21 protein-coding genes are annotated in these 18162 nt (G+C 71.9%); 6 read left to right on the forward strand and 15 right to left on the reverse strand.

The genetic code is table 11. The features are described 5' to 3' along the window. Positions 1–23: 23 nt before the first annotated feature. The gene (locus tag L2C96_RS32795) at positions 24–1160 is read left to right on the forward strand and encodes an acyl-CoA dehydrogenase family protein (RefSeq protein WP_237338964.1); all 1137 of its coding nucleotides are present in this window, start codon (positions 24–26) and stop codon (positions 1158–1160) included. A gap of 219 nt (positions 1161–1379) precedes the next feature. Here the strand turns inward: L2C96_RS32795 and L2C96_RS32800 are convergent, their stop codons facing one another. From L2C96_RS32800 to L2C96_RS32810, 3 genes are read right to left on the reverse strand one after another with little or no spacing between them, the layout of a single operon-like run. After that, positions 1380–2591: an amidohydrolase gene (locus L2C96_RS32800; protein ID WP_237338965.1), complete on the reverse strand. Its 1212-nt coding sequence runs from the start codon at positions 2589–2591 to the stop codon at positions 1380–1382. 11 nt (positions 2592–2602) lie between these two features. Continuing rightward, positions 2603–3067, reverse strand: a complete 465-nt coding sequence (locus L2C96_RS32805) for a GNAT family N-acetyltransferase (RefSeq protein ID WP_237338966.1) — start codon at positions 3065–3067, stop codon at positions 2603–2605. Further along, the gene (locus tag L2C96_RS32810; protein WP_237338967.1) at positions 3060–3968 is read right to left on the reverse strand and encodes an aldose 1-epimerase family protein; all 909 of its coding nucleotides are present in this window, start codon (positions 3966–3968) and stop codon (positions 3060–3062) included. The genes L2C96_RS32805 and L2C96_RS32810 overlap by 8 nt, the downstream gene beginning before the upstream one ends. Positions 3969–4034: 66 nt before the next feature. Here L2C96_RS32810 and L2C96_RS32815 point away from each other — a divergent pair, with 66 nt between their 5' ends. Then, positions 4035–4610, forward strand: a complete 576-nt coding sequence (locus tag L2C96_RS32815; RefSeq protein ID WP_237338968.1) for a TetR/AcrR family transcriptional regulator — start codon at positions 4035–4037, stop codon at positions 4608–4610. Next, positions 4607–5437 carry an MBL fold metallo-hydrolase gene (locus L2C96_RS32820; RefSeq protein ID WP_237338969.1) on the forward strand — a complete coding sequence of 277 codons (831 nt, stop codon included), beginning with the start codon at positions 4607–4609 and terminating at the stop codon, positions 5435–5437. Before L2C96_RS32815 ends, L2C96_RS32820 begins: the two co-directional genes overlap by 4 nt. On the opposite strand, the gene L2C96_RS32825 is transcribed toward L2C96_RS32820, so the two are convergent. Next, entirely contained in the window at positions 5379–6734 is a 1356-nt protein-coding gene (locus L2C96_RS32825) for an APC family permease (RefSeq protein WP_020416863.1), read from the reverse strand. The genes L2C96_RS32820 and L2C96_RS32825 overlap by 59 nt on opposite strands. A gap of 228 nt (positions 6735–6962) precedes the next feature. Here L2C96_RS32825 and L2C96_RS32830 point away from each other — a divergent pair, with 228 nt between their 5' ends. Next, positions 6963–7445 (forward strand): hypothetical protein, encoded by a 483-nt coding sequence (locus tag L2C96_RS32830; RefSeq protein ID WP_237338970.1) that lies wholly within the window; start codon positions 6963–6965, stop codon positions 7443–7445. Here L2C96_RS32830 and L2C96_RS32835 read toward each other — a convergent pair. From L2C96_RS32835 to L2C96_RS32875, 9 genes are all read right to left on the reverse strand, one after another. After that, positions 7432–8151 (reverse strand): VOC family protein, encoded by a 720-nt coding sequence (locus L2C96_RS32835; RefSeq protein ID WP_237338971.1) that lies wholly within the window; start codon positions 8149–8151, stop codon positions 7432–7434. The genes L2C96_RS32830 and L2C96_RS32835 overlap by 14 nt on opposite strands. A 38-nt stretch (positions 8152–8189) precedes the next feature. Further along, positions 8190–9476: an MFS transporter gene (locus L2C96_RS32840; RefSeq protein WP_237338972.1), complete on the reverse strand. Its 1287-nt coding sequence runs from the start codon at positions 9474–9476 to the stop codon at positions 8190–8192. Positions 9477–9583: 107 nt separating this feature from the next. Continuing rightward, the gene (gene pdxH, locus L2C96_RS32845; RefSeq protein ID WP_027935687.1) at positions 9584–10255 is read right to left on the reverse strand and encodes a pyridoxamine 5'-phosphate oxidase; all 672 of its coding nucleotides are present in this window, start codon (positions 10253–10255) and stop codon (positions 9584–9586) included. A gap of 37 nt (positions 10256–10292) precedes the next feature. Next, positions 10293–11045: an urease accessory protein UreD gene (locus L2C96_RS32850; RefSeq protein WP_020416868.1), complete on the reverse strand. Its 753-nt coding sequence runs from the start codon at positions 11043–11045 to the stop codon at positions 10293–10295. Further along, positions 11042–11740: an urease accessory protein UreG gene (gene ureG / locus L2C96_RS32855; RefSeq protein ID WP_027935688.1), complete on the reverse strand. Its 699-nt coding sequence runs from the start codon at positions 11738–11740 to the stop codon at positions 11042–11044. The genes L2C96_RS32850 and ureG overlap by 4 nt, the downstream gene beginning before the upstream one ends. Beyond that, entirely contained in the window at positions 11730–12395 is a 666-nt protein-coding gene (locus L2C96_RS32860) for an urease accessory protein UreF (RefSeq protein WP_020416870.1), read from the reverse strand. Before L2C96_RS32860 ends, ureG begins: the two co-directional genes overlap by 11 nt. Next, positions 12395–14101 (reverse strand): urease subunit alpha, encoded by a 1707-nt coding sequence (locus L2C96_RS32865; RefSeq protein ID WP_020416871.1) that lies wholly within the window; start codon positions 14099–14101, stop codon positions 12395–12397. Before L2C96_RS32865 ends, L2C96_RS32860 begins: the two co-directional genes overlap by 1 nt. Then, positions 14098–14394, reverse strand: coding sequence for an urease subunit beta (locus L2C96_RS32870; RefSeq protein WP_237338973.1), 297 nt, complete (start codon positions 14392–14394; stop codon positions 14098–14100). The genes L2C96_RS32865 and L2C96_RS32870 overlap by 4 nt, the downstream gene beginning before the upstream one ends. A gap of 10 nt (positions 14395–14404) precedes the next feature. After that, a complete protein-coding gene (locus tag L2C96_RS32875) occupies positions 14405–14707 on the reverse strand; it encodes an urease subunit gamma (protein ID WP_020416873.1) in 303 nt (100 codons plus the stop codon). 242 nt (positions 14708–14949) lie between these two features. On the opposite strand from L2C96_RS32875, the gene L2C96_RS32880 reads away from it, so the two are divergent. Continuing rightward, positions 14950–16092, forward strand: coding sequence for a citrate synthase 2 (locus tag L2C96_RS32880; protein ID WP_027935690.1), 1143 nt, complete (start codon positions 14950–14952; stop codon positions 16090–16092). Between the two features lie 22 nt (positions 16093–16114). Here L2C96_RS32880 and L2C96_RS32885 read toward each other — a convergent pair whose 3' ends face one another. Together L2C96_RS32885 and L2C96_RS32890 are read right to left on the reverse strand one after the other, a co-directional pair. Further along, positions 16115–17278: an MFS transporter gene (locus tag L2C96_RS32885; protein ID WP_020416875.1), complete on the reverse strand. Its 1164-nt coding sequence runs from the start codon at positions 17276–17278 to the stop codon at positions 16115–16117. 47 nt (positions 17279–17325) lie between these two features. Then, positions 17326–17532 carry a RidA family protein gene (locus L2C96_RS32890; protein ID WP_020416876.1) on the reverse strand — a complete coding sequence of 69 codons (207 nt, stop codon included), beginning with the start codon at positions 17530–17532 and terminating at the stop codon, positions 17326–17328. Positions 17533–17547: 15 nt separating this feature from the next. Between L2C96_RS32890 and L2C96_RS32895 the strand changes: the two genes are divergently transcribed. Then, positions 17548–18162, forward strand: coding sequence for a TetR/AcrR family transcriptional regulator (locus L2C96_RS32895; RefSeq protein WP_027935691.1), 615 nt, complete (start codon positions 17548–17550; stop codon positions 18160–18162).

Raw genomic sequence — 18162 nt, forward strand, 5'->3', positions numbered from 1 at the left:
TGAGTACACTTCCGGAGGCAAAGATGCCGGTCGACCGCCTGCTCCCCGGCCGCGAGTACGAGGACCTGCTCGCGCTGGCGACGGAACTGGCCCGCGACGAGCTCAAGCCGCTCGCCGCCGAGTACGAGGAGGCCGAGCGCTTCCCGCGCGAGCAGTTCCGGCTGCTCGGCAAGTCGGGCCTGCTCGGGCTGCCGTACTCCGAGCGCTGGGGCGGCGGCGAGGTGCCGTACGAGGTGTACCTGCAGGTCCTGGAGGAGATCGCGGCCGCGTGGATGTCGGTCGGCGTCGGGCTGTCCGTGCACACCATGTCCTGCTACGCGCTGGCCCACTACGGCACCGACGAGCAGCGCGACCGGTGGCTGCCGGACATGCTCGAGGGGCAGCTGCTGGGTGCGTACGCGCTGTCGGAGTCGCACGCCGGGTCCGACGCGGCGGCGCTGTCGACGCGGGCGCGGCTGGACGGTGACCAGTACGTCGTCAACGGCACGAAGGCGTGGATCACGCACGGCGGCGAGGCCGACTTCTACACGACGATGGTGCGCACCGGCGAGTCCGAGATCTCGTGCCTGCTGGTGGACGGCGGCACGCCGGGCCTGTCCGCGGCGCCGCCGGAGCGGAAGATGGGGCTCACCGGGTCGACCACCGCGCAGATGATCTTCGCCGACGCGCGGGTGGACGCCGACCGGCTGATCGGCCCGGCGGGCGCCGGAATGCGCATCGCGCTGTCCTCATTGGACTCCGGACGACTCGGGATCGCCGCCTGCGCGGTGGGTCTGGCGCAGGCGGCGCTCGACGAGGCCGTCGCGTACGCGAAGGGCCGCACGCAGTTCGGCAAGCCGATCATCGACTTCCAGGGGCTGGAGTTCCTGCTCGCCGACATGGCCGCCGCGGTCGACTCGGCGCGCGCGACGTACCTGGACGCGGCGCGGCGGCGCGACCGCGGGATGCCGTTCGGCCGCCAGGCGTCGGTCGCGAAGCTGATCGCGACCGACGCGGCGATGAAGGTGACCACCGACGCCGTCCAGGTCCTCGGCGGCGCCGGGTACACGCGGGACTTCCCGGTGGAGCGCTACATGCGGGAGGCGAAGGTGCCGCAGATCTTCGAGGGCACCAACCAGATCCAGCGCATGGTGATCGCGCGGCACCTGAAGCGCGCCTGAGCCGATGCGGCGCCGCTGCGTGTGCGACTCGGGCGGCTGAACGCAGACCTCGCGCGGCGGAGCGCGGGACTCGCGCGGCCCTCGCGGGCGTGAGTTCCGCGAGCGCGGGGCGCGACGAGCGTGAGCCATCGCGGCGCCGCTGAGCACGGGACTCGCGTGGCGGATCGTGGGACTCGCGAGACCCGCGAGTCCCACCTTCGAGGGCGGCGCCCCCGGGACCTACTCCGCGTAGCGGCGCGGCGTCACCACGCCCTCGCCGCTGGTGTCGTCGAAGCGGTAGACCTCCTGGCCGCGCACGAAGACCCGCATGGCGCGGTTCATCACGTCCAGCGGGTCGCCCGACCACAGCACGATGTCGGCGTCCAGGCCCGGCTTCAGCGAGCCGATCCGGTCGTCCAGCGACAGCATCGCCGCCGGGTTGACCGTCAGCGCCCGCAGCGCGGTCTCCGGGTCCAGCCCGTCCTTCACGGCGAGCGCGGCCTGGTAGACGAGGAAGTTGATCGGTACCACCGGGTGATCGGTGGTGATCGCGATCTTCACCCCGGCCCGCGCCAGGATGCCGGCCGACCGCAGCGTCCGGTTCCGCAGCTCGACCTTCGACCGCGTGGTGAACAGCGGCCCGAGGATCACCGGGACGTCCTTCTCCGCCAGCACATCGGCGATCAGGTGCCCCTCGGTGCCGTGGTTGACCACCAGCTTGTAGCCGAACTCCTCGGCGAGCCGGATCGCGGTCACGATGTCGTCGGCGCGGTGGGTGTGCTGGTCCCAGTACAGCTCGCCGTCGAGGACCTTCGCCAGGGTTTCCAGCGTCAGGTCGACGTCGAACGGCTTGCCCTCGGCCCGCGCGTGGTCGCGCTGCGCCGCGTAGTTGCGGGCCTTCGTGAACGCCTCGCGGATGATCGCCGCGACACCGAGCCTGGTCGACGGCGTCTGGTTCTTGTCGCCGTACACGCGCTTCGGGTTCTCGCCCAGCGCGCTCTTCACGCTGACCGCCTCGTCGAAGACCATGTCGAGCGCGGTGCGGCCCCACGTCTTCACCGCGACGGTCTGCCCGCCGATCGGGTTGCCGGAACCGGGCTTGATCACCACGCTGGTGACCCCGCCGGAGAGGGCGTCGTCGAAGCCGATCTCGAACGGGTCGATGCCGTCGATCGCCCGGAAGCGGGCGCCGTTCGGGTCGGTCATCTCGTTCGTGTCGTTGCCGGCCCAGCCCTCGCCCTCCTCGTGCACGCCGAGGTGGGTGTGAGCGTCGACGAACCCGGGCAGCACCCAGGTGCCCGACGCGTCCACCAGCTCCGCGTCCTCCGGGACGTCGACCTCCGCGGCCGTGCCGACCGCGGTGATCCTGCCGTTCTCGACCAGGACCGTGCCGCCGTCGATCGGGTCACCCTCGACCGGCACCACGTATCCGCCAACAATCGCCTTCACCATGGTCAGCCACGCTAACGGAACCGCTTCTCCAGGTGCACGAGGTGGTAGTGCGCCTCGGGGGTTCGTCCGGTTTCGACATATCCCAGCCGGGCGTACAGCCGCAGCGGGCCTTCGCTGAGCTCGCCCGTGAACAGCCGCAGCACCCGCACCTCCGGCGGCAGCCGGTCCTCGGCGGCCTTCATCAGCGCCGAGCCGAGTCCCGCGCCCTGACGGTCGGGCGCGACGACCAGCCGTCCGACCTCGCCCACCTCGCCCCGCAAACGGATCCGGACACTCGCGACCAACCGCCCCGACTCGCGGATGCCCCACGTGACCACGCCGGGATCGGTCAGCACGGCACGCAGCTCGTCGAGGGTCTCGACCAGCGGCGGCAGGTCGAGGCTCCGGTGCGCCCGCACCTCGGTGACGAACGCGGCGCGCTGCAGGGTCAGCAGCTCGCCCGCGTCCGCTGTGCCAAGTCTGACCGGGTCAGCCATGGACGCGGATGCCCCAGCTGCCGGTCCACGAGCCGCCCGGCTCCAGCTCGATCAGGTCGGTGCCGGAGTTCAGCGCGTCGGCCGGGCAGGTCATCGGCTCGATCGCGACGGCGCGGCCGCGGCCGACCAGGTCGGTGGGCGTGAACACCTGCACCCAGCCGAAGTCCGGCCCGGCCCACACGTCGACGCTGCGCTCGCCGTGGGACAGCACGTGGTGGAACCGGCCGTCCTCGGCCGCGACGAGACCGCCGAACGCGGTGTCCAGGTCGACCTCGGCGAGAACCCGGCCCTCGCGGAAGTCGTACTCGGTGCCCGCGGTGTCCTGCTCGTCGCCGTAGGGCAGCTGCTGGTCACCCACGTAGGGGCGCACCCGGGTCGCCGGCAGGGTCAGCGTCAGCTCGTCGGTCGGCACGTCGCCGATGCGGAAGTACGGGTGCGCGCCGACGCCGACCCCGATGGCGGATTCGCCCTCGTTGCGGATCTCGTGGGTGACGGTCAGCTCGCGCGGCGCCAGGTCGTAGGTGATCCGCGCCTGCAGCGGCACCGGCCAGCCGGGCTGCTTCCCGACCTCGATCTCGAACGTGATCGACGATTCGGCGTGCTCGACGAGCGTCCACTCGCGGTGCCGGGTCAGGCCGTGGATCGCGTTGCCGCGGGCCTCCTCGGTGACCTCCAGCTGCTGTTCCTCGCCCTGGTAGGTCCAGCGCGCGGCCTTGGTCCGGTTGGGCCACGGCAGCAGGATCTGCCCGGCGCCCTTCGGCGGGTGCTCGTCCTCGGCGAAGGTCTCCAGGTAGGGCACGCCGCTGATCTCGAACGTCCGCAGGCCCGCACCGATCTCGGTGACGACGGCGCGCGCGTTGCCGCGGGTGATCTCGAACTGCTGTCCCGTGGGGTTGGCCATGCGACGAACATAGCGCCCGGAGAACTAACTAGACCGGTCGTCATAGTTTGGGCTACGGTGATGGTCATGGTCCGGAGAACCGACACCCGCAACCGCATGGTCGCCTCGGCCGCGGAGCTGTTCCACACGCAGGGCTACCACGCGACCGGGCTGAACCAGCTGGTCAGCGCCGGTGGCGCGCCGAAGGGCTCGCTCTACTTCCACTTCCCCGGCGGCAAGGAGCAGCTGGCCGCCGAGGCGGTCGCGTTCTCCAGCGAGAACATGGCAGCCCTGCTGCGCGCGACGCTCGACTCCGCGCCGGACGCCGCGACGGCCATCACGCGGGTGATCGACGCGCTGGGCCGCAACCTCGTCGGCTCCGGCTACCGGTCCGGCTGTCCGATCGCGACGGTCGCGCTCGACGCCGGCGACAGCGAACCGATCCGCCAGGCGTGCACGGACGGGTACACGTCCTGGCACGCCGTCATCACCGAGTACCTCGCGGGACAGGGCATCGCGGCCGGGAAGGCGGCGACGCTGGCGACCATCGCGCTCAGCGCCATCGAGGGCGCCCTGCTCCTGGCCAAGACCCAGCACGACCTCGCGCCGCTGCACGCCGTCGGCGAGCACCTGCGCGCCACCTTCGAACGGGAGCTGCCTTGAAGGTCCACCACCTCAACTGCGGAACCATGCGCCCGCTCGGCGGCCGCCTGATCGACGGCCGCGGCGGGTTCCTGCACCGCGCCGAGCTGGTCTGCCACTGCCTGCTCGTCGACACCGGCGCCGAGCTGGTGCTGATCGAGACCGGCGTGGGGTCGCCGGCCGTCGACCGCGCCGCCGAGTGGCTGGGCGCGAATTTCGTGCGCATGGTCGGCATGCGGACGTCGGTGGCGGAGACCGCCGCCGAGCAGGTCCGGCGGCTCGGCTACGACGTCGAGGACGTCCGGCACATCGTCCTGACGCACCTCGACCTCGACCACGCGGGCGGGCTGGTCGACTTCCCGCACGCCACCGTGCACGTCTACGCCGAGGAACTGCGGGCCCTGCAATCACCGCGCGACGCGAAGGAACGCCTGCGGTACAAGCAGGTCCACTTCGCACACGGTCCACAGTGGAGCAGCTACGCGGACACCGGCGAGGAGTGGTTCGGCTTCGGCGCGGTGCGGGAGCTGAAGGAGCTGCCGCCGGAGATCCTGCTGGTCCCGCTCGGCGGGCACACGCGCGGGCACGCCGGGGTGGCGGTGGACACCGGCGACGGCTGGCTGCTGCACGCCGGTGACGCGTTCTTCCACCACGGCCAGATCGACCCGGCCCGCCCACACGCCACCCCGGGCCTCGCTTGGTTCGAGGCCCGGGTGGAGACCGTGTCCGGCGCGCGGCGGGAGAACCACCGGCGGTTGCGCGAACTGGTGCGCGAACACGGCGACGAGGTCACGGTGCTGTCGGCGCACGATCCTTGGTTCCTGAGGCACGCATCGCGAACCAGTTGACCACCCACAGCAGGAGACCGACGCCGAGCAGGATCGCCGCGATCACGTAGTCCCGCGCCGGCCGGCCGGACAGCGGGCTCACCAGGTACAGGCAGAACACCGCGGCCAGCGCCGGGATGATGGTGGGTGCGCGGAAGTGCGGGTGGTCCACCTTCTCCCGGCGCAGCACCAGCACGGCGATGTTGACGATGGCGAACACCAGCAGCAGCAACAGCGCCGTCGTGCCGCCGAGCACCCCGATGTCCACGGTGGACACCAACACGATCGCGATGAGGCTGGTGAACAAGATCGACACCCACGGCGTGCGGCGCAGCGGGTGCACCGTGCCGAGCACCTTCGGGATGATCCGCTCGTTCGACATGCCGTAGAGCAGGCGGCTGGCCATCAGCATGTTGATCAGGGCCGAGTTGATGACCGCGAACAAGCCGATCGCGGAGAACACCTCGCGCGGGAAGCCGGGCGCGCCGACGTCGAGCACCTTCAGCAGGGCGTTGCTCTTCGCGGCGGACAGCTCGTCCGCCGGCACCAGCAGGGAGGAGGTCAGCGACACCAGCACGTAGATGGTGGCCGCGACGACCATGCCCCACAGCATCGCCTTCGGGAAGATGCGCACCGGGTCGCGGCACTCCTCGGCCATGTTGACCGAGTCCTCGAACCCGACCATCGCGAAGAACGCCAGCGAGGTCGCCGAGGTGATGGCGACGAGCGCGGTCTGGTCGGCGGTGTCGATCTCGACGAGGCGGCCGGCGTCGCCGGAGCCGTTGAGCACCGCCCACACGCCGACACCGATGATGATCAGCAGGCCGGACACCTCGATGCAGGTGAGCACCAGGTTCGTCTTCACCGACTCGCTCACGCCGCGGAAGTTGATGGCGGCGAGCCCGACGATGAACAGCGGCGCGATCAGCCAGCCCGGGAGGTCGACGAACTCCTTCAGGTAGGTGTTGGCGAACGCGATCGCGGCCGAGGACGCGGACGTGATGCCCGAGCACATCACCGCGAACGCGACCATGAACGTCAGGAACGGGATGCGGAAGGCGCGGTTGGTGTAGAGCGCGGCGCCCGCCGCTTTCGGGTACTTCCCGACGAGTTCGAGGTAGCTGAACGCGGTCATGAACGCGACCACGAAGGCCAGCAGGAAGGGCAGCCACAGCGCGCCGCCGACGCGTCCGGCCACCTGCCCGGTCAGGGCGTAGACGCCGGTGCCGATGATGTCCCCGACCACGAAGAACAGCAGGAGCTTCGGGCCGATGACCCGTTTGAGGGCCGGTTCCTGAGTAGCGTTCACCTCAGTCATGCCCGAGAAGTGTGCCCGAATCCGGATTGCCCGGCCACGCTTTCGGGGTAATGCCCGCCGTTTGGATCAACGCTGGGGGGTAACACCGGTGCGTCGACGGCTTTCGAAGGGGCACCGCCGAATGGCCGAGCGCCCGCGCGCCGCGCCCGCGGGGGGCCGGAGGACGATCCCGACGTCCTCCGGCCCCGGTGGCACGCGTGACCGGCCGGGCACCGGGTAACCGGAACCGTGGACGGTTACCTGGCGATCTACCTCAACGACCAGCTCGCGCTCGGCATCGGCTGGCGTGAGCTGGCCCGGCGGGCCGCGGGCAACAACCGCGGCACCGAAGTGGGTGACGCACTCGCGCACGTGGCGACGGAGATCGCCGAGGACGTGGACACCTTCCGGTCGATCATGGACCAGCTCGGCGTGCGCCAGAACCCGCTCAAGACGGCCGCGGTGTTCGGGGCCGAGCGGCTCGCCCGCCTCAAACCCAACGGGCGGCTGCTGGCGTACTCACCGCTGAGCCGCTTCCTGGAACTGGAAGTGCTGACCATGGGGATCGACGGGAAGAAGCAGCTGTGGACCACGCTGCGGGACCTGGCCGGGCTCGCCGACCGGGTCCCCGGAGTCGATTTCGACGCGCTGATCGAACGGGCCGCGGGGCAGCGTTCGCTGCTGGAGCCGCACCGCGTCCAGGCGGGGACAGAAGCGTTCAGGGCCGGGTGATCACGCCGAAGTCCACTCCGGACGGATCGGTGATCGTCGCGATGCGGCCGTACACGAAGTCCTCCGGTTCGGTGGACTTCCCGCCCGCCGCGAGCGCCCGCGCGATCGTCTCGTCGGTGTCGGCCACCTCGAACGTCGTGGACCACCTGGAGTCCGCAGGGCCGGGCACGCCCATGATCCCGCCGACTTCGTGCCCGTCGGGGCGGCGGAGGAACGTGAAGTCCAGCTCGGGCAGGTCTGCGTTGCGGTCCAGCGTGAAGCCGAACACCTGCGGGTAGAAGGCGCGGGCGTGCTCGGGCCGCGCGGTGGTCAGGTCGTTGCGGACGAGCGAGCCGGGCTCGTTGACCACCTGGCAGCCGGGCAGCTCACGCCCCTGCCACAACCCGAACCGCGCGCCGACCGGGTCCACCGCCAGCGCGATCCGGGCGCGGTCGCCGAATTCGGCGGGACCCTCGACGACCTGCCCGCCCGCGGCGCGCACCCGCTTCGCGGTGGCGTCGCAGTCGGCGGTCGCGAGGTACGTCGTCCAGGCCGGGGCGCCTTCGGCGAACCCGGCGGCCACGCGGTCGCCCAGCAGGAACAGGTCGTCGCGCGTGGTCCACCCGAACACGGCGCGGTAGAACGCGGTGGCGCGCGGGAGGTCGGGGGCGGTGAGGGCCATCCAGGTCGGGGTGCCCTCGGGCTGGTTGGTGTCGACGGAGCTCATACCGCGAACGGTAGGAGCCGAGCAGGTCAGTTCCCGTCCTACTTCGCCACCGCCGCGGCCCGGTAGCGCCAGAACGCCGGCAGCAGCGCGACGGCGATCGCGATGAACACGATGACCAGCACCCCGCCACCGGTCGCGGCGGCGGCCGTGCCGACCGCGGCCGCGGTCCAGCCGTGCGTGAGGTCGGCGATCCGGGGCCCGCCCGCGACGACGACCGTGAACGCGCCCTGCATGCGGCCGCGCATCTCGTCGGTCGCGGCCATCACCAGGATCGCCTGCCGGTAGATCGCGCTGACCATGTCCGCCGCGCCGGCCAGGCACAGGAACACCACGGCGAGCCACAGCGAGCTCGACAGCCCGAACCCGACGATGGCCAGGCCCCAGGCGCAGATCGCGATCGTGACGGCGACGCCCTGCCTGCGGACGCGGCCGAGCCAGCCGGAGAACAGCCCGATGACCACCGAGCCGATCGGGATCGCCGCGTACAGCCAGCCCAGGGCGAGGCCACCGCCGGGCGGGTCGCCGAACGTGCGCTCGGCCATCTCCGGGAACAACGCGCGCGGCATGCCGGCGACCATGGCGATGATGTCCACGACGAACGAGGCGAGCAGGACCTTCTGGGTGCCCATGTAGCGGAAGCCGTCGAGGACGTCCTTCAGCCCGGCGGCCCGGACGGTGCCGGACAGCGGCGGCAGCGGGGGCAGCCGCCAGACCGCGTACAGGGCGATGACCAAGGCGATCGTGTCGATGAGGTAGAGCGTGGGCAGGCCGATCACCGGCATCAGGGCGCCGGCGGCCATCGGCCCGAACACCATGCCGAACGTGTTGACGGTGCCGGACAGCGCGGCCGCCGCGGGCAGCAGTTCCGGTTCGATCAGCCGGGCCACGATCGCGCTGCGGGTCGGCATGTTGATCGCGAAGAACGCCTGGTTGAACGCGAGGAGCACGAAGACGAGCCACACCGAGCCGACGTCGAAGAACGCCTGCGCCCAGAGCAGGGCGGACACGACGGCGATGCCGGTGTTGCCGACGATGAGCAGCTTCCGGCGGTCGACGGTGTCGGCGATCGCGCCGCCCCACAGCCCGAAAACGAGCAGCGGCACCAGCGCGACGATGCCGGTCAGGCCGACGTACCCGGACGAGCCGGTGAGGTCGAAGACCTGCTTCGGCACGGCGACGGTGGTGAGCTGGCTGCCGATCGCGGTGATCGCGGTGCCGCTGAACAGGCGCCGGAAGGCGGGTGTGCGCAGCGGCCGCACGTCCACAACGACCGATTTCAGCAGTTTGCGCTTCTTACCCCGTTGTGACCCCGCCTCGACACTCACAACCGACCAGTTTAGCCGCGCTAACTAAACAGCGCTGGTGATTTAGCTCGCCGGCAGCAGGGCGGGAACGCAGAACTCGCGGCGGCGAGATCCGCGGTCGGCACGGGTCAGGGGGCGACGCGCTCGATGTGCCACCCGTCCTGGGTGCGCACGTACCGGAGCCGGTCGTGCAGCCGGTTCTGCTGCCCCTGCCAGAACTCGACGATCTCGGGCCGGATGCGCCACCCGCCCCAGTGCGGCGGCAGCGGCACCTCCTCGACGTCGCCGAAGCGGCGCTCGATCGAGGACAGCGCGACGTCCAGGTCCCGGCGGCTCGTGACGACCTTCGACTGCGGCGACGCCCAGGCCCCGAGCTGCGAGCCGCGCGGGCGCTGCTTCCAGTACTCGGCGGTCTCCTTGACGTCGACCTTCTCCACCTCGCCGCGCACGGTCACCTGCCGCTGCAGCGCGTACCAGGGGAAGGTCGCCGACGCGTACCGGGTCACGGTCAGGTCGTGGCTCTTCTTCGAGGTGTAGTTCGTGTAGAACACGACACCGCGCTCGTCGAGGCCCTTGCAGAGCACGGTGCGGGAGGACGGTCGACCTTCGGCGTCGGCGGTCGCCAGCACCATGGCGTTGGCTTCGGCGACCCCGGCGGCGATGGCCTCGTTCAGCCAGTCCTGCAGCTGCTCGGTCCAGCTGCCGGCCAGGTCGGCCTCGTCCAGCGCCTTGCCGTCGTAGGCCACCCGCATGCCGGGAAGGCGTACCGCAACGTCGTCGATGTTTTCGACCTCTGGCATGTGCCAACCTCCGACCCGCTTACTCACCCGTAACAGCTCACGTTAGGGCCTGGGGGGCCACTCCGAAAGCCAGCGAACGGTGACACCTGCCACGGCCCAGCAGCTCCTCGGCGGTGACCGCGTCCGGGGCGAGCGCGGTGATCAGGTGCCCCGCGACCGGCAGCGGCGTCACCGCCCACCAGTCGCCGCTCGACGGCTCCACCACCTCGTCGCCGACCAGCAGCTCGGTCGCCAGCACGCGGCGCCCGGCGAGGACGGCGGCGCTGGCGTCCAGGGCCGGGTCGCCGACGGTGAGGGTCTGGTCCAGCACCGGCCTGCCGCCCGAGGTGACGCGCTGCGACGTGGTGAGCCGTCCGGGTGCTTCACCCGCGCGGCCGAGGACCAGCACCTCGCGCGTGCGGAAACGTGCGGTCCCGTCCAGGGTCGCGATCAGCTCCGCGGTGTGCCGGGCCCGCGCGGTGACCACGGTCGGTTCCGGCAGGTACGCGAGCGACCCACCGGCGCCGACCTCGACCCGCACGGACGACCTGCTGGCCGCCGCGGCAGGGCCGGGCAGCGCGAGCGTCGCGGCGACGCCGGACAGTCGCAGGTCCGCGCCCGGCCCGACGCAGACCTCCAGCACCAGCTCGTCCCCGCCGAGCGGGGAGGTCGCCGAGTTGACCAGGTGGACCTGGGCCGCGGGACCGGACGCGCGCCGCGGCACCAGGGTCAGCGGCGCCATCGACTTCAGCTCCCGCAGCACCGTCCGCCCGCCGGCGACCTCGGCCACGAGCCGGGCGTGCGCCTTCACCCGGCGAGCTGCTTGCGCACCCAGGCCGCCACGTCGGGCGCGTCCGGCGTGCGCACCAGCGACTGGGTGATCACCGGCAGCTCCCCGCGCATGCGGTGGGCGTCGGAGGTCATCACGTCCATGTCGGCGTTGACCAGGTGGGCGATGTCGATCTTGTTGATCACCAGCAGGTCGGCCGTCGTGACGCCCGGCCCGCCCTTGCGCGGCACCTTGTCCCCGCCCGCGACGTCGACCACGAAGATCTGGCTGTCCGCCAGGCCCCGGCTGAACACCGCGGTCAGGTTGTCCCCGCCGCTTTCGATGATCACCAGCTCCAGGCCGGGGAACCGCTCCTCCAGCCGTTCCACCGCGTCCAGGTTGGCGGTGATGTCGTCGCGGATCGCGGTGTGCGGGCAGGCGCCGGTCTGCACGGCCTCGATGCGCGCCGGGTCGAGCACCCCGGCCTTGCGCAGGAAGTCGGCGTCCTCGGTGGTGTAGATGTCGTTGGTCACGACGGCGAGGTCGATCTCGTCCCCGAGCGCCCGGCACAGCGCGGCGGTCAGCGCGGTCTTGCCGCTGCCGACCGGCCCGCCGATGCCGATGCGGAAGGCCCGGCCGCGGGACGGCGGCGCCTCGTAGCGGTCGGGTTCGGTGGCCGTCGGGTCGAAGTTGACCGGGTGCACGTGGCCGTGCCCGTGTCCGTGTTCAGCTGGCAAAGAGACGCACCTCTTCCTGGTGGTGGCGCAGGTGTGCTTCGGCGAGCAGGTCCAGCGCCGGTGATCCCGGGGACGGCAGCCGCGCCGGGTCGGTCCCGGCGCAGCCGGCCGCCTTGTCCGCCACGGCTTCCAGGTCGGGCGCGAGCGCCGCGACCACCGCGTTCACCGCGAACGGGTCGAACCCCAGCAGCCGGACCGCCGCGCTCGCCGGCCCGCTGACCGCGAGGTAGGCGACGGTCAGCGCCGCGTCCCGCGGCGTGCCCCCGGAGACGCCGGTGAGCGCGCCGGTGATGATCGGGTGGTGCGGGCGCGGGGTGGCGGCCAGCAGCTCGTCGATCACCGGGGACGGCCAGGCGATGCGGCCGGCGCGCGCGGTGCCGCGGCCCTGGGCGCGTGAGGCCGCGCGCTGGGCCGGGGACGGCGTGCGGGCGTCGAGCTCCTCGTCCAGCCGCGTCCACTGCCTGCACCCGACGGACGCGGCGGCGAAGGCGGCGGCGAGGTACCCGGCCGTCCACAAGCGACCGTGCAGGAAGCCCGGCAGGTCGCGCACCTCGCGGATCAGGCCGCGCGCCACGGCTTCCTCCAGCCCGCCGGAGTGCACGTGGCCGCCGCCCGGGAACCGGGAGTCGGCAAGCAGGATCGCGGAGATGCCCATCAGAACAGGAAGTACCGCTGGGCCATGGGCAGTTCGGCGACCGGCTGCGGCTCGATCAGCTCGCCGTCCACGTGCACGGCGAAGCTGTCCGCGTCGACCTGGATGTCCGGCAGCGCGTCGTTGAGCACCATGTCGGCCTTGGTCACCCGCCGCACGTTCTTCACCGGCACCAGCGCGCGGGTCACCGGAAGTTCGGTGCCGAGCGCCTCCGGCGCGACGAAGTACAGGCTGCTCGCGGCGGCCACGGACGGCGCGGCGCCGAACATGGGCCGCGCGAGCACCGGCTGCGGCGTCGGGATGGACGCGTTGGCGTCGCCCATCGCGGCCCACGCGACGAACCCGCCCTTGAGCACGACGTGCGGCTTGACGCCGAAGAACTTCGGCTCCCACAGCACCAGGTCGGCGAGCTTGCCGACCTCGACCGAACCGATCTCGCCGTCCATCCCGTGCGCGATGGCCGGGTTGATCGTGTACTTGGCGACATAGCGACGCGCCCGCAGGTTGTCCGCCGCACCGTCGCCGGGCAGCGCGCCGCGGCGGCGTTTCATCACGTGCGCGGTCTGCCAGGTGCGGATGATCACCTCGCCGATCCGGCCCATCGCCTGCGAGTCCGAGCTCATCATCGAGATCGCGCCGAGGTCGTGCAGCACGTCCTCGGCCGCGATGGTGCTCGGCCGGATCCGGCTCTCGGCGAAGGCCAGGTCCTCCGGCACCGACGGGTTGAGGTGGTGGCACACCATGAGCATGTCGAGGTGCTCGTCAAGGGTGTTGACCGTGTGCGGGCGGGTCGGGTTGGTCGACGACGGCAGGAAGTTCGGCAGCCCGGCGACCTTGATGATGTCCGGCGCGTGCCCGCCGCCCGCGCCCTCGGTGTGGTAGGCGTTGATCGACCGGCCGGCCACCGCGTCCACAGTGGACTCCAGGAACCCGGCCTCGTTGAGCGTGTCGGTGTGGATCGCCACCTGCACACCGGATTCGTCGGCCACGGACAGGCACGCGTCGATCGCGGCCGGCGTGGTGCCCCAGTCCTCGTGCAGTTTGAACCCGCCGGCGCCGGCCGCGAGCTGCTCCCGCAGCGCTTCCGGCCGGACGGTGTTTCCCTTGCCCAGCAACAGGACGTTGACCGGCTGGCCGTCCATCGCCTGCAGCATCCGGGCCAGGTTCCACGGCCCCGGCGTGACCGTGGTGGCCTTGGTGCCCTCCGACGGGCCGGTGCCGCCGCCGACGAGCGTGGTCAGGCCGGAGGCCAGCGCGGTGTCGACGAGCTGCGGGCAGATGAAGTGGACGTGGCAGTCGACGCCGCCCGCGGTGAGGATCTTCCCGTTGCCGGACAGGACCTCCGTGGCCGGGCCGATCACCAGGTCCGGGTCGACGCCGTCCATGGTGTCCGGGTTGCCCGCCTTGCCGATGCCGACGATCCGGCCGTCGCGCACACCCACGTCGGCCTTGACCACGCCCCAGTGGTCGAGCACGACGGCGCCGGTGATGACCAGGTCCGGCGCGCCCTCGGCGCGGGTCGCCATGCCCTGGCCCATCGACTCGCGGATCACCTTGCCGCCGCCGAAGAGCACCTCGTCGCCGGAGCCGTCGCCCATGCTGCGGTCCTCGGTGACCTCGATGAGCAGATCGGTGTCGGCCAGCCGGATCCGGTCTCCGGTCGTGGGCCCGAACAGCTCGGCGTAGCGCTCGCGGTCGATGCTGGTCACTCGGCGTCCTTCCGCAGGCCCGGCACCACGCCGCGGCCGGCCAGCGGCACCAGGCCGACCTCGCGCTCGACGCCCGGCTCGAAGCGGACGGAGGTGCCGGCGGGGATGTCCAGGCGGTGACCGCGCGCGGCCGCCCGGTCGAATTCGAGCGCCGGGTTCGTCACCGCGAAGTGGTAGTGCGAGCCGACCTGCACCGGACGGTCACCGGTGTTGCTCACCCGCAACCGCACGCGTGGGCGACCCGGGTTCAGCTGCACGGGTGATTCCGCCGGGATGATCTCTCCTGGACGCACTCGGTGCTCCTCAGACGATCGGGTCGTGCACGGTGACGAGCTTCGTGCCGTCCGGGAAGGTGGCTTCGACCTGGACCGAGTCGACCATCTCGGGCACGCCGTCGAGCACCTGCTCCCGGGACAGCACGGACCGGCCGCTGGACATCAACTCGGCGACCGTGCGGCCGTCGCGGGCGCCCTCCAGGACGTGGTCGGTGATGAGCGCGACGGCTTCCGGGTAGTTCAGGCGCACGCCGCGCTCCAGCCGCTTCCGCGCCACGTCGGCGGCGACGTGGACCAGCAACTTGTCGCGCTCCTGGGGGCTCAGGTGCATGGGCTCAGGTCTATCACCGCGTGGACGGCGACACGCAGGCGCGAAACACAGGATTTACGTGCGAACGGCCCATCCGGCTGAATCGTTCTCGTAATCGTGACCGAAACCACCGCATTCTTCGATTGCCCCTACGCCGTTCGAGGGGCATGGTGTGGTCACCGTGCGACGAGGCGCCCCCGAGCGCGTCACGCGCGCGTAACAACTCCATGTCGGGGAAGAATGCGCAGCGAAAGGTTTCACCAGTGACTACCTCAGCGCCCGTTGCGAACAACACTGAACCGGACGACGGGTTCAAGCCCGGTCTGGAAGGCGTGGTCGCCTTCCGCACCCAGATCGCCGAGCCGGACCGCAACGGCGGCGCGCTGCGCTACCGGGGCGTGGACATCGAAGACCTGGCAGGCAAGGTCAGCTTCGGCGACGTGTGGGGCCTGCTGGTCGACGGCCACTTCGGCAACGGCCTGCCGCCCGCCGAGCCGTTCCCGATCCCGGTGCACACCGGCGACGTCCGGGTCGACGCGCAGGCCGCGCTCGCGATGGTCGCGCCGATCTGGGGTTTCCGGCCGCTGCTGGACATCAGTGACGAGGAGGCGCGGGACAACCTCGCGCGCGCCTCGGTGATGGCGCTGTCGTACGTGGCGCAGTCCGCGCGCGGCGTCGGGGTGCCTGCCGTGCCGCAGTCCGCGGTGGACGCGGGGCACACGATCACCGAGCGGTTCATGATCCGCTGGCGCGGCGAGCCGGACCCGGCGCATGTCAAGGCCGTCGACGCGTACTGGGTGTCGGCGGCGGAGCACGGCCTCAACGCCTCGACGTTCACCGCGCGCGTGATCGCTTCGACGGGCGCCGACGTCGCGGCCGCGTTGTCCGGCGCGATCGGCGCGATGTCGGGCCCGCTGCACGGCGGCGCGCCCGCGCGGGTGCTGCCGATGATCGAGGCGGTCGAGAAGGAAGGCGACGCGCGCAAGGTGGTCAAGGGGATCCTCGACCGCAAGGAGCGCCTGATGGGCTTCGGGCACCGGGTGTACCGGGCGGAGGACCCGCGGGCCCGCGTGCTGCGGCGGACGTGCCGCGAGCTGGGCGCCGCGCGGTACGAGGTGGCCGAGGCGCTGGAGCAGGCCGCGCTGGCCGAGCTGCGCGAGCGGCGCCCGGACCGCGCGATCGAGACGAACGTCGAGTTCTGGGCGGCGGTCATTCTGGACTTCGCGCAGGTCCCGACGCACATGATGCCGGCCATGTTCACCTCGGCGCGCACCGCGGGCTGGGCGGCGCACATCCTGGAGCAGAAGCAGACCGGCCGGCTCGTCCGCCCCTCGGCGAGCTACGTCGGCCCCGGCCCGCGCTCGCCGGAGGAGGTCGAGGGCTGGTCGGCGGTCAAGCCGCTGTAGTCCGTCGCGGAATGCCCCGGGATCACTGCGGTTCCGGGGCCTTTTCGCCGCGCGCCGTCACCGCGCGCAGCACCGGGCGCACCAGGACCGCGCCGGCCAGGAGGATCACGGCCGCGCCGAGGCAGGCCGCGCGCCAGCCGGAGCCGGTGCCGTAGAGCAGGCCGGCGGTGAAGGCGCCGATGGTGGCGCCGAGCAGCGTCGCGCTCTCGTAGATGCCCATCGCCCGGCCGAGGCTCACCCCCGCGGCCTCGGCCACGATCTCCTGCTCGACGGGGATCGCCGCGGCGAACGCGGCCGCCGACAGCACCCACATCCCGGCCAGCACCACCGGGTTGGGCGCGAACGACAGTCCTGCCGCGAAGACCGCGCTGCACCCCATCGCCAGCGACAGCACCGTCGTGCGGCCCAGCCGTCCGGTCACCTTGTGCAGGTACTCCGGCAGTGTCGTGTAGACGATGAACCCGGGCAGGAACACCCCGGCGATCTCGCCCAGCTCCAGGTGGTGCCCGCGCTGCAGGTGCATGAGCAGCAACAGGGCCACGCCCGCTTCGGCGAGCGCGGTGATCACCACGAGCAGCAGCATCGGCCGCAACCGCCTGCCCAGCTGCCCGAACCCCTGCCCGGTCGTCCGCGGCGCGGCCGGACCCGTCGGCGCGAGCATCACCACCGCCGCGACGGCACAGGCGGCCGCGCCGAGCCAGAACACGCCGCGGTAGTCGATGCGCGGCACCAGGGACATGGCGGCGACGAAGGCGATCCACGTGCCAGCGCCCTCGGCGGAGAACAGTTTGCTGAACGCGGCCTTGTCGTTGTCGAGCCCTTCGCCGACACGGGCGCGCAGCGCCACCCAGAAGATCGCCCCGCCAGCGCCGCCGAGCACCGCGGCCGCGAAAGCCGGCCCCAGCCCCGGAGTGACCGCGTACCCGGCGAACGACAGTCCATAGAGGACAGCGCCGATGGCGGCCAGCCGTCCGCGGTCGAAGCGGTCGGCCAGCACCCCCGCGAGCGGCCGCACCACGAACGACACCAGGGTCTCCAGCGCCGTCAGCGCCCCCACCCCGGCCGCGCTCGCGCCCAGCGCGCTGCCCGCCCACAGGGGCAGGAAGAAGTCCAGGACCTCGACCGGCCCGCGCGTCAAGGCCGCGGCCAGCTCGTTCTGACTCGCGCGGCGTTTCCCCTGCGCCATCGCAACCCCCAGGTTTTGAAGATACGATCGTATCTTAACGCGCGCGGTCAAACGATTTCGGCGACTCCGTCGATCTCGCACCTGGGCGTCGAAGTCGGCCGGATTTCGTGCGTGGCCGGGTCGAGCGGCCCCTGTCCGGAGGTGAAGACCAGGTCGCCGGCGCGCATGGCCTGGGACAGCGGCGGCTCGGTGCCGTCGGGGAAACGGACGAACGGAGCCGTGCCGGTGTGGATTCTCTCGATCATGCGCGCCATCCCGCCGAACCTAGGATGGCAACCGTGCCCAAGATCGTGGACCGCGAGCAGCGCCGCCGGGAGATCGCGGAAGCCGTGCTCCGGCTGATCGCCAGGGAGGGCATCGAAGCGGTCAGCGTGCGCACCGTCGCCACCGAGGCCGGGCTCTCCGCAGGGGCCGTGCAGAAGTACTTCGCCACCCGCGACGAGCTGTTCCGCTTCGCGTTCGACCTCACCGGCGAGTACATCGAGCAGCGCTGGATGCGCGTCCCGCAGGGCCACCTGCTCACCATGCTGCGCGCGCTCGTCGCCGAGGCCCTGCCGCTGGACGACCAGCGCCGCGCCGAGGTCATCGTCGTCCTCGCGTTCGCGGCGCGCGCCGCGGTCCTCCCGGAGTGGGCGGACCACCTGCGCGAGGGCTACGAGTTCATGCGCGCGCAGACCGCCGACTTCCTCGGCCAGGCCCAGCGCCACGGGCACGTCCGCGACGACCTGGACGCGGGGAAGCTCGCCGACGTCGTCGTCGCCCTCACCGACGGCTTCGCCCAGCACCTGCTGCAGGCCCCGCCCGGGTCGGAGCTGCACCGCCGCCTGCTCGGCTCGCTCGAGTTCGCCCTCACGGAGCTGCTCGCGCCCCGCGCGGCAGAATGA

Source organism: Amycolatopsis tucumanensis, assembly GCF_021654135.1.
In the GTDB taxonomy this organism is placed as follows: domain Bacteria; phylum Actinomycetota; class Actinomycetes; order Mycobacteriales; family Pseudonocardiaceae; genus Amycolatopsis_E; species Amycolatopsis_E tucumanensis.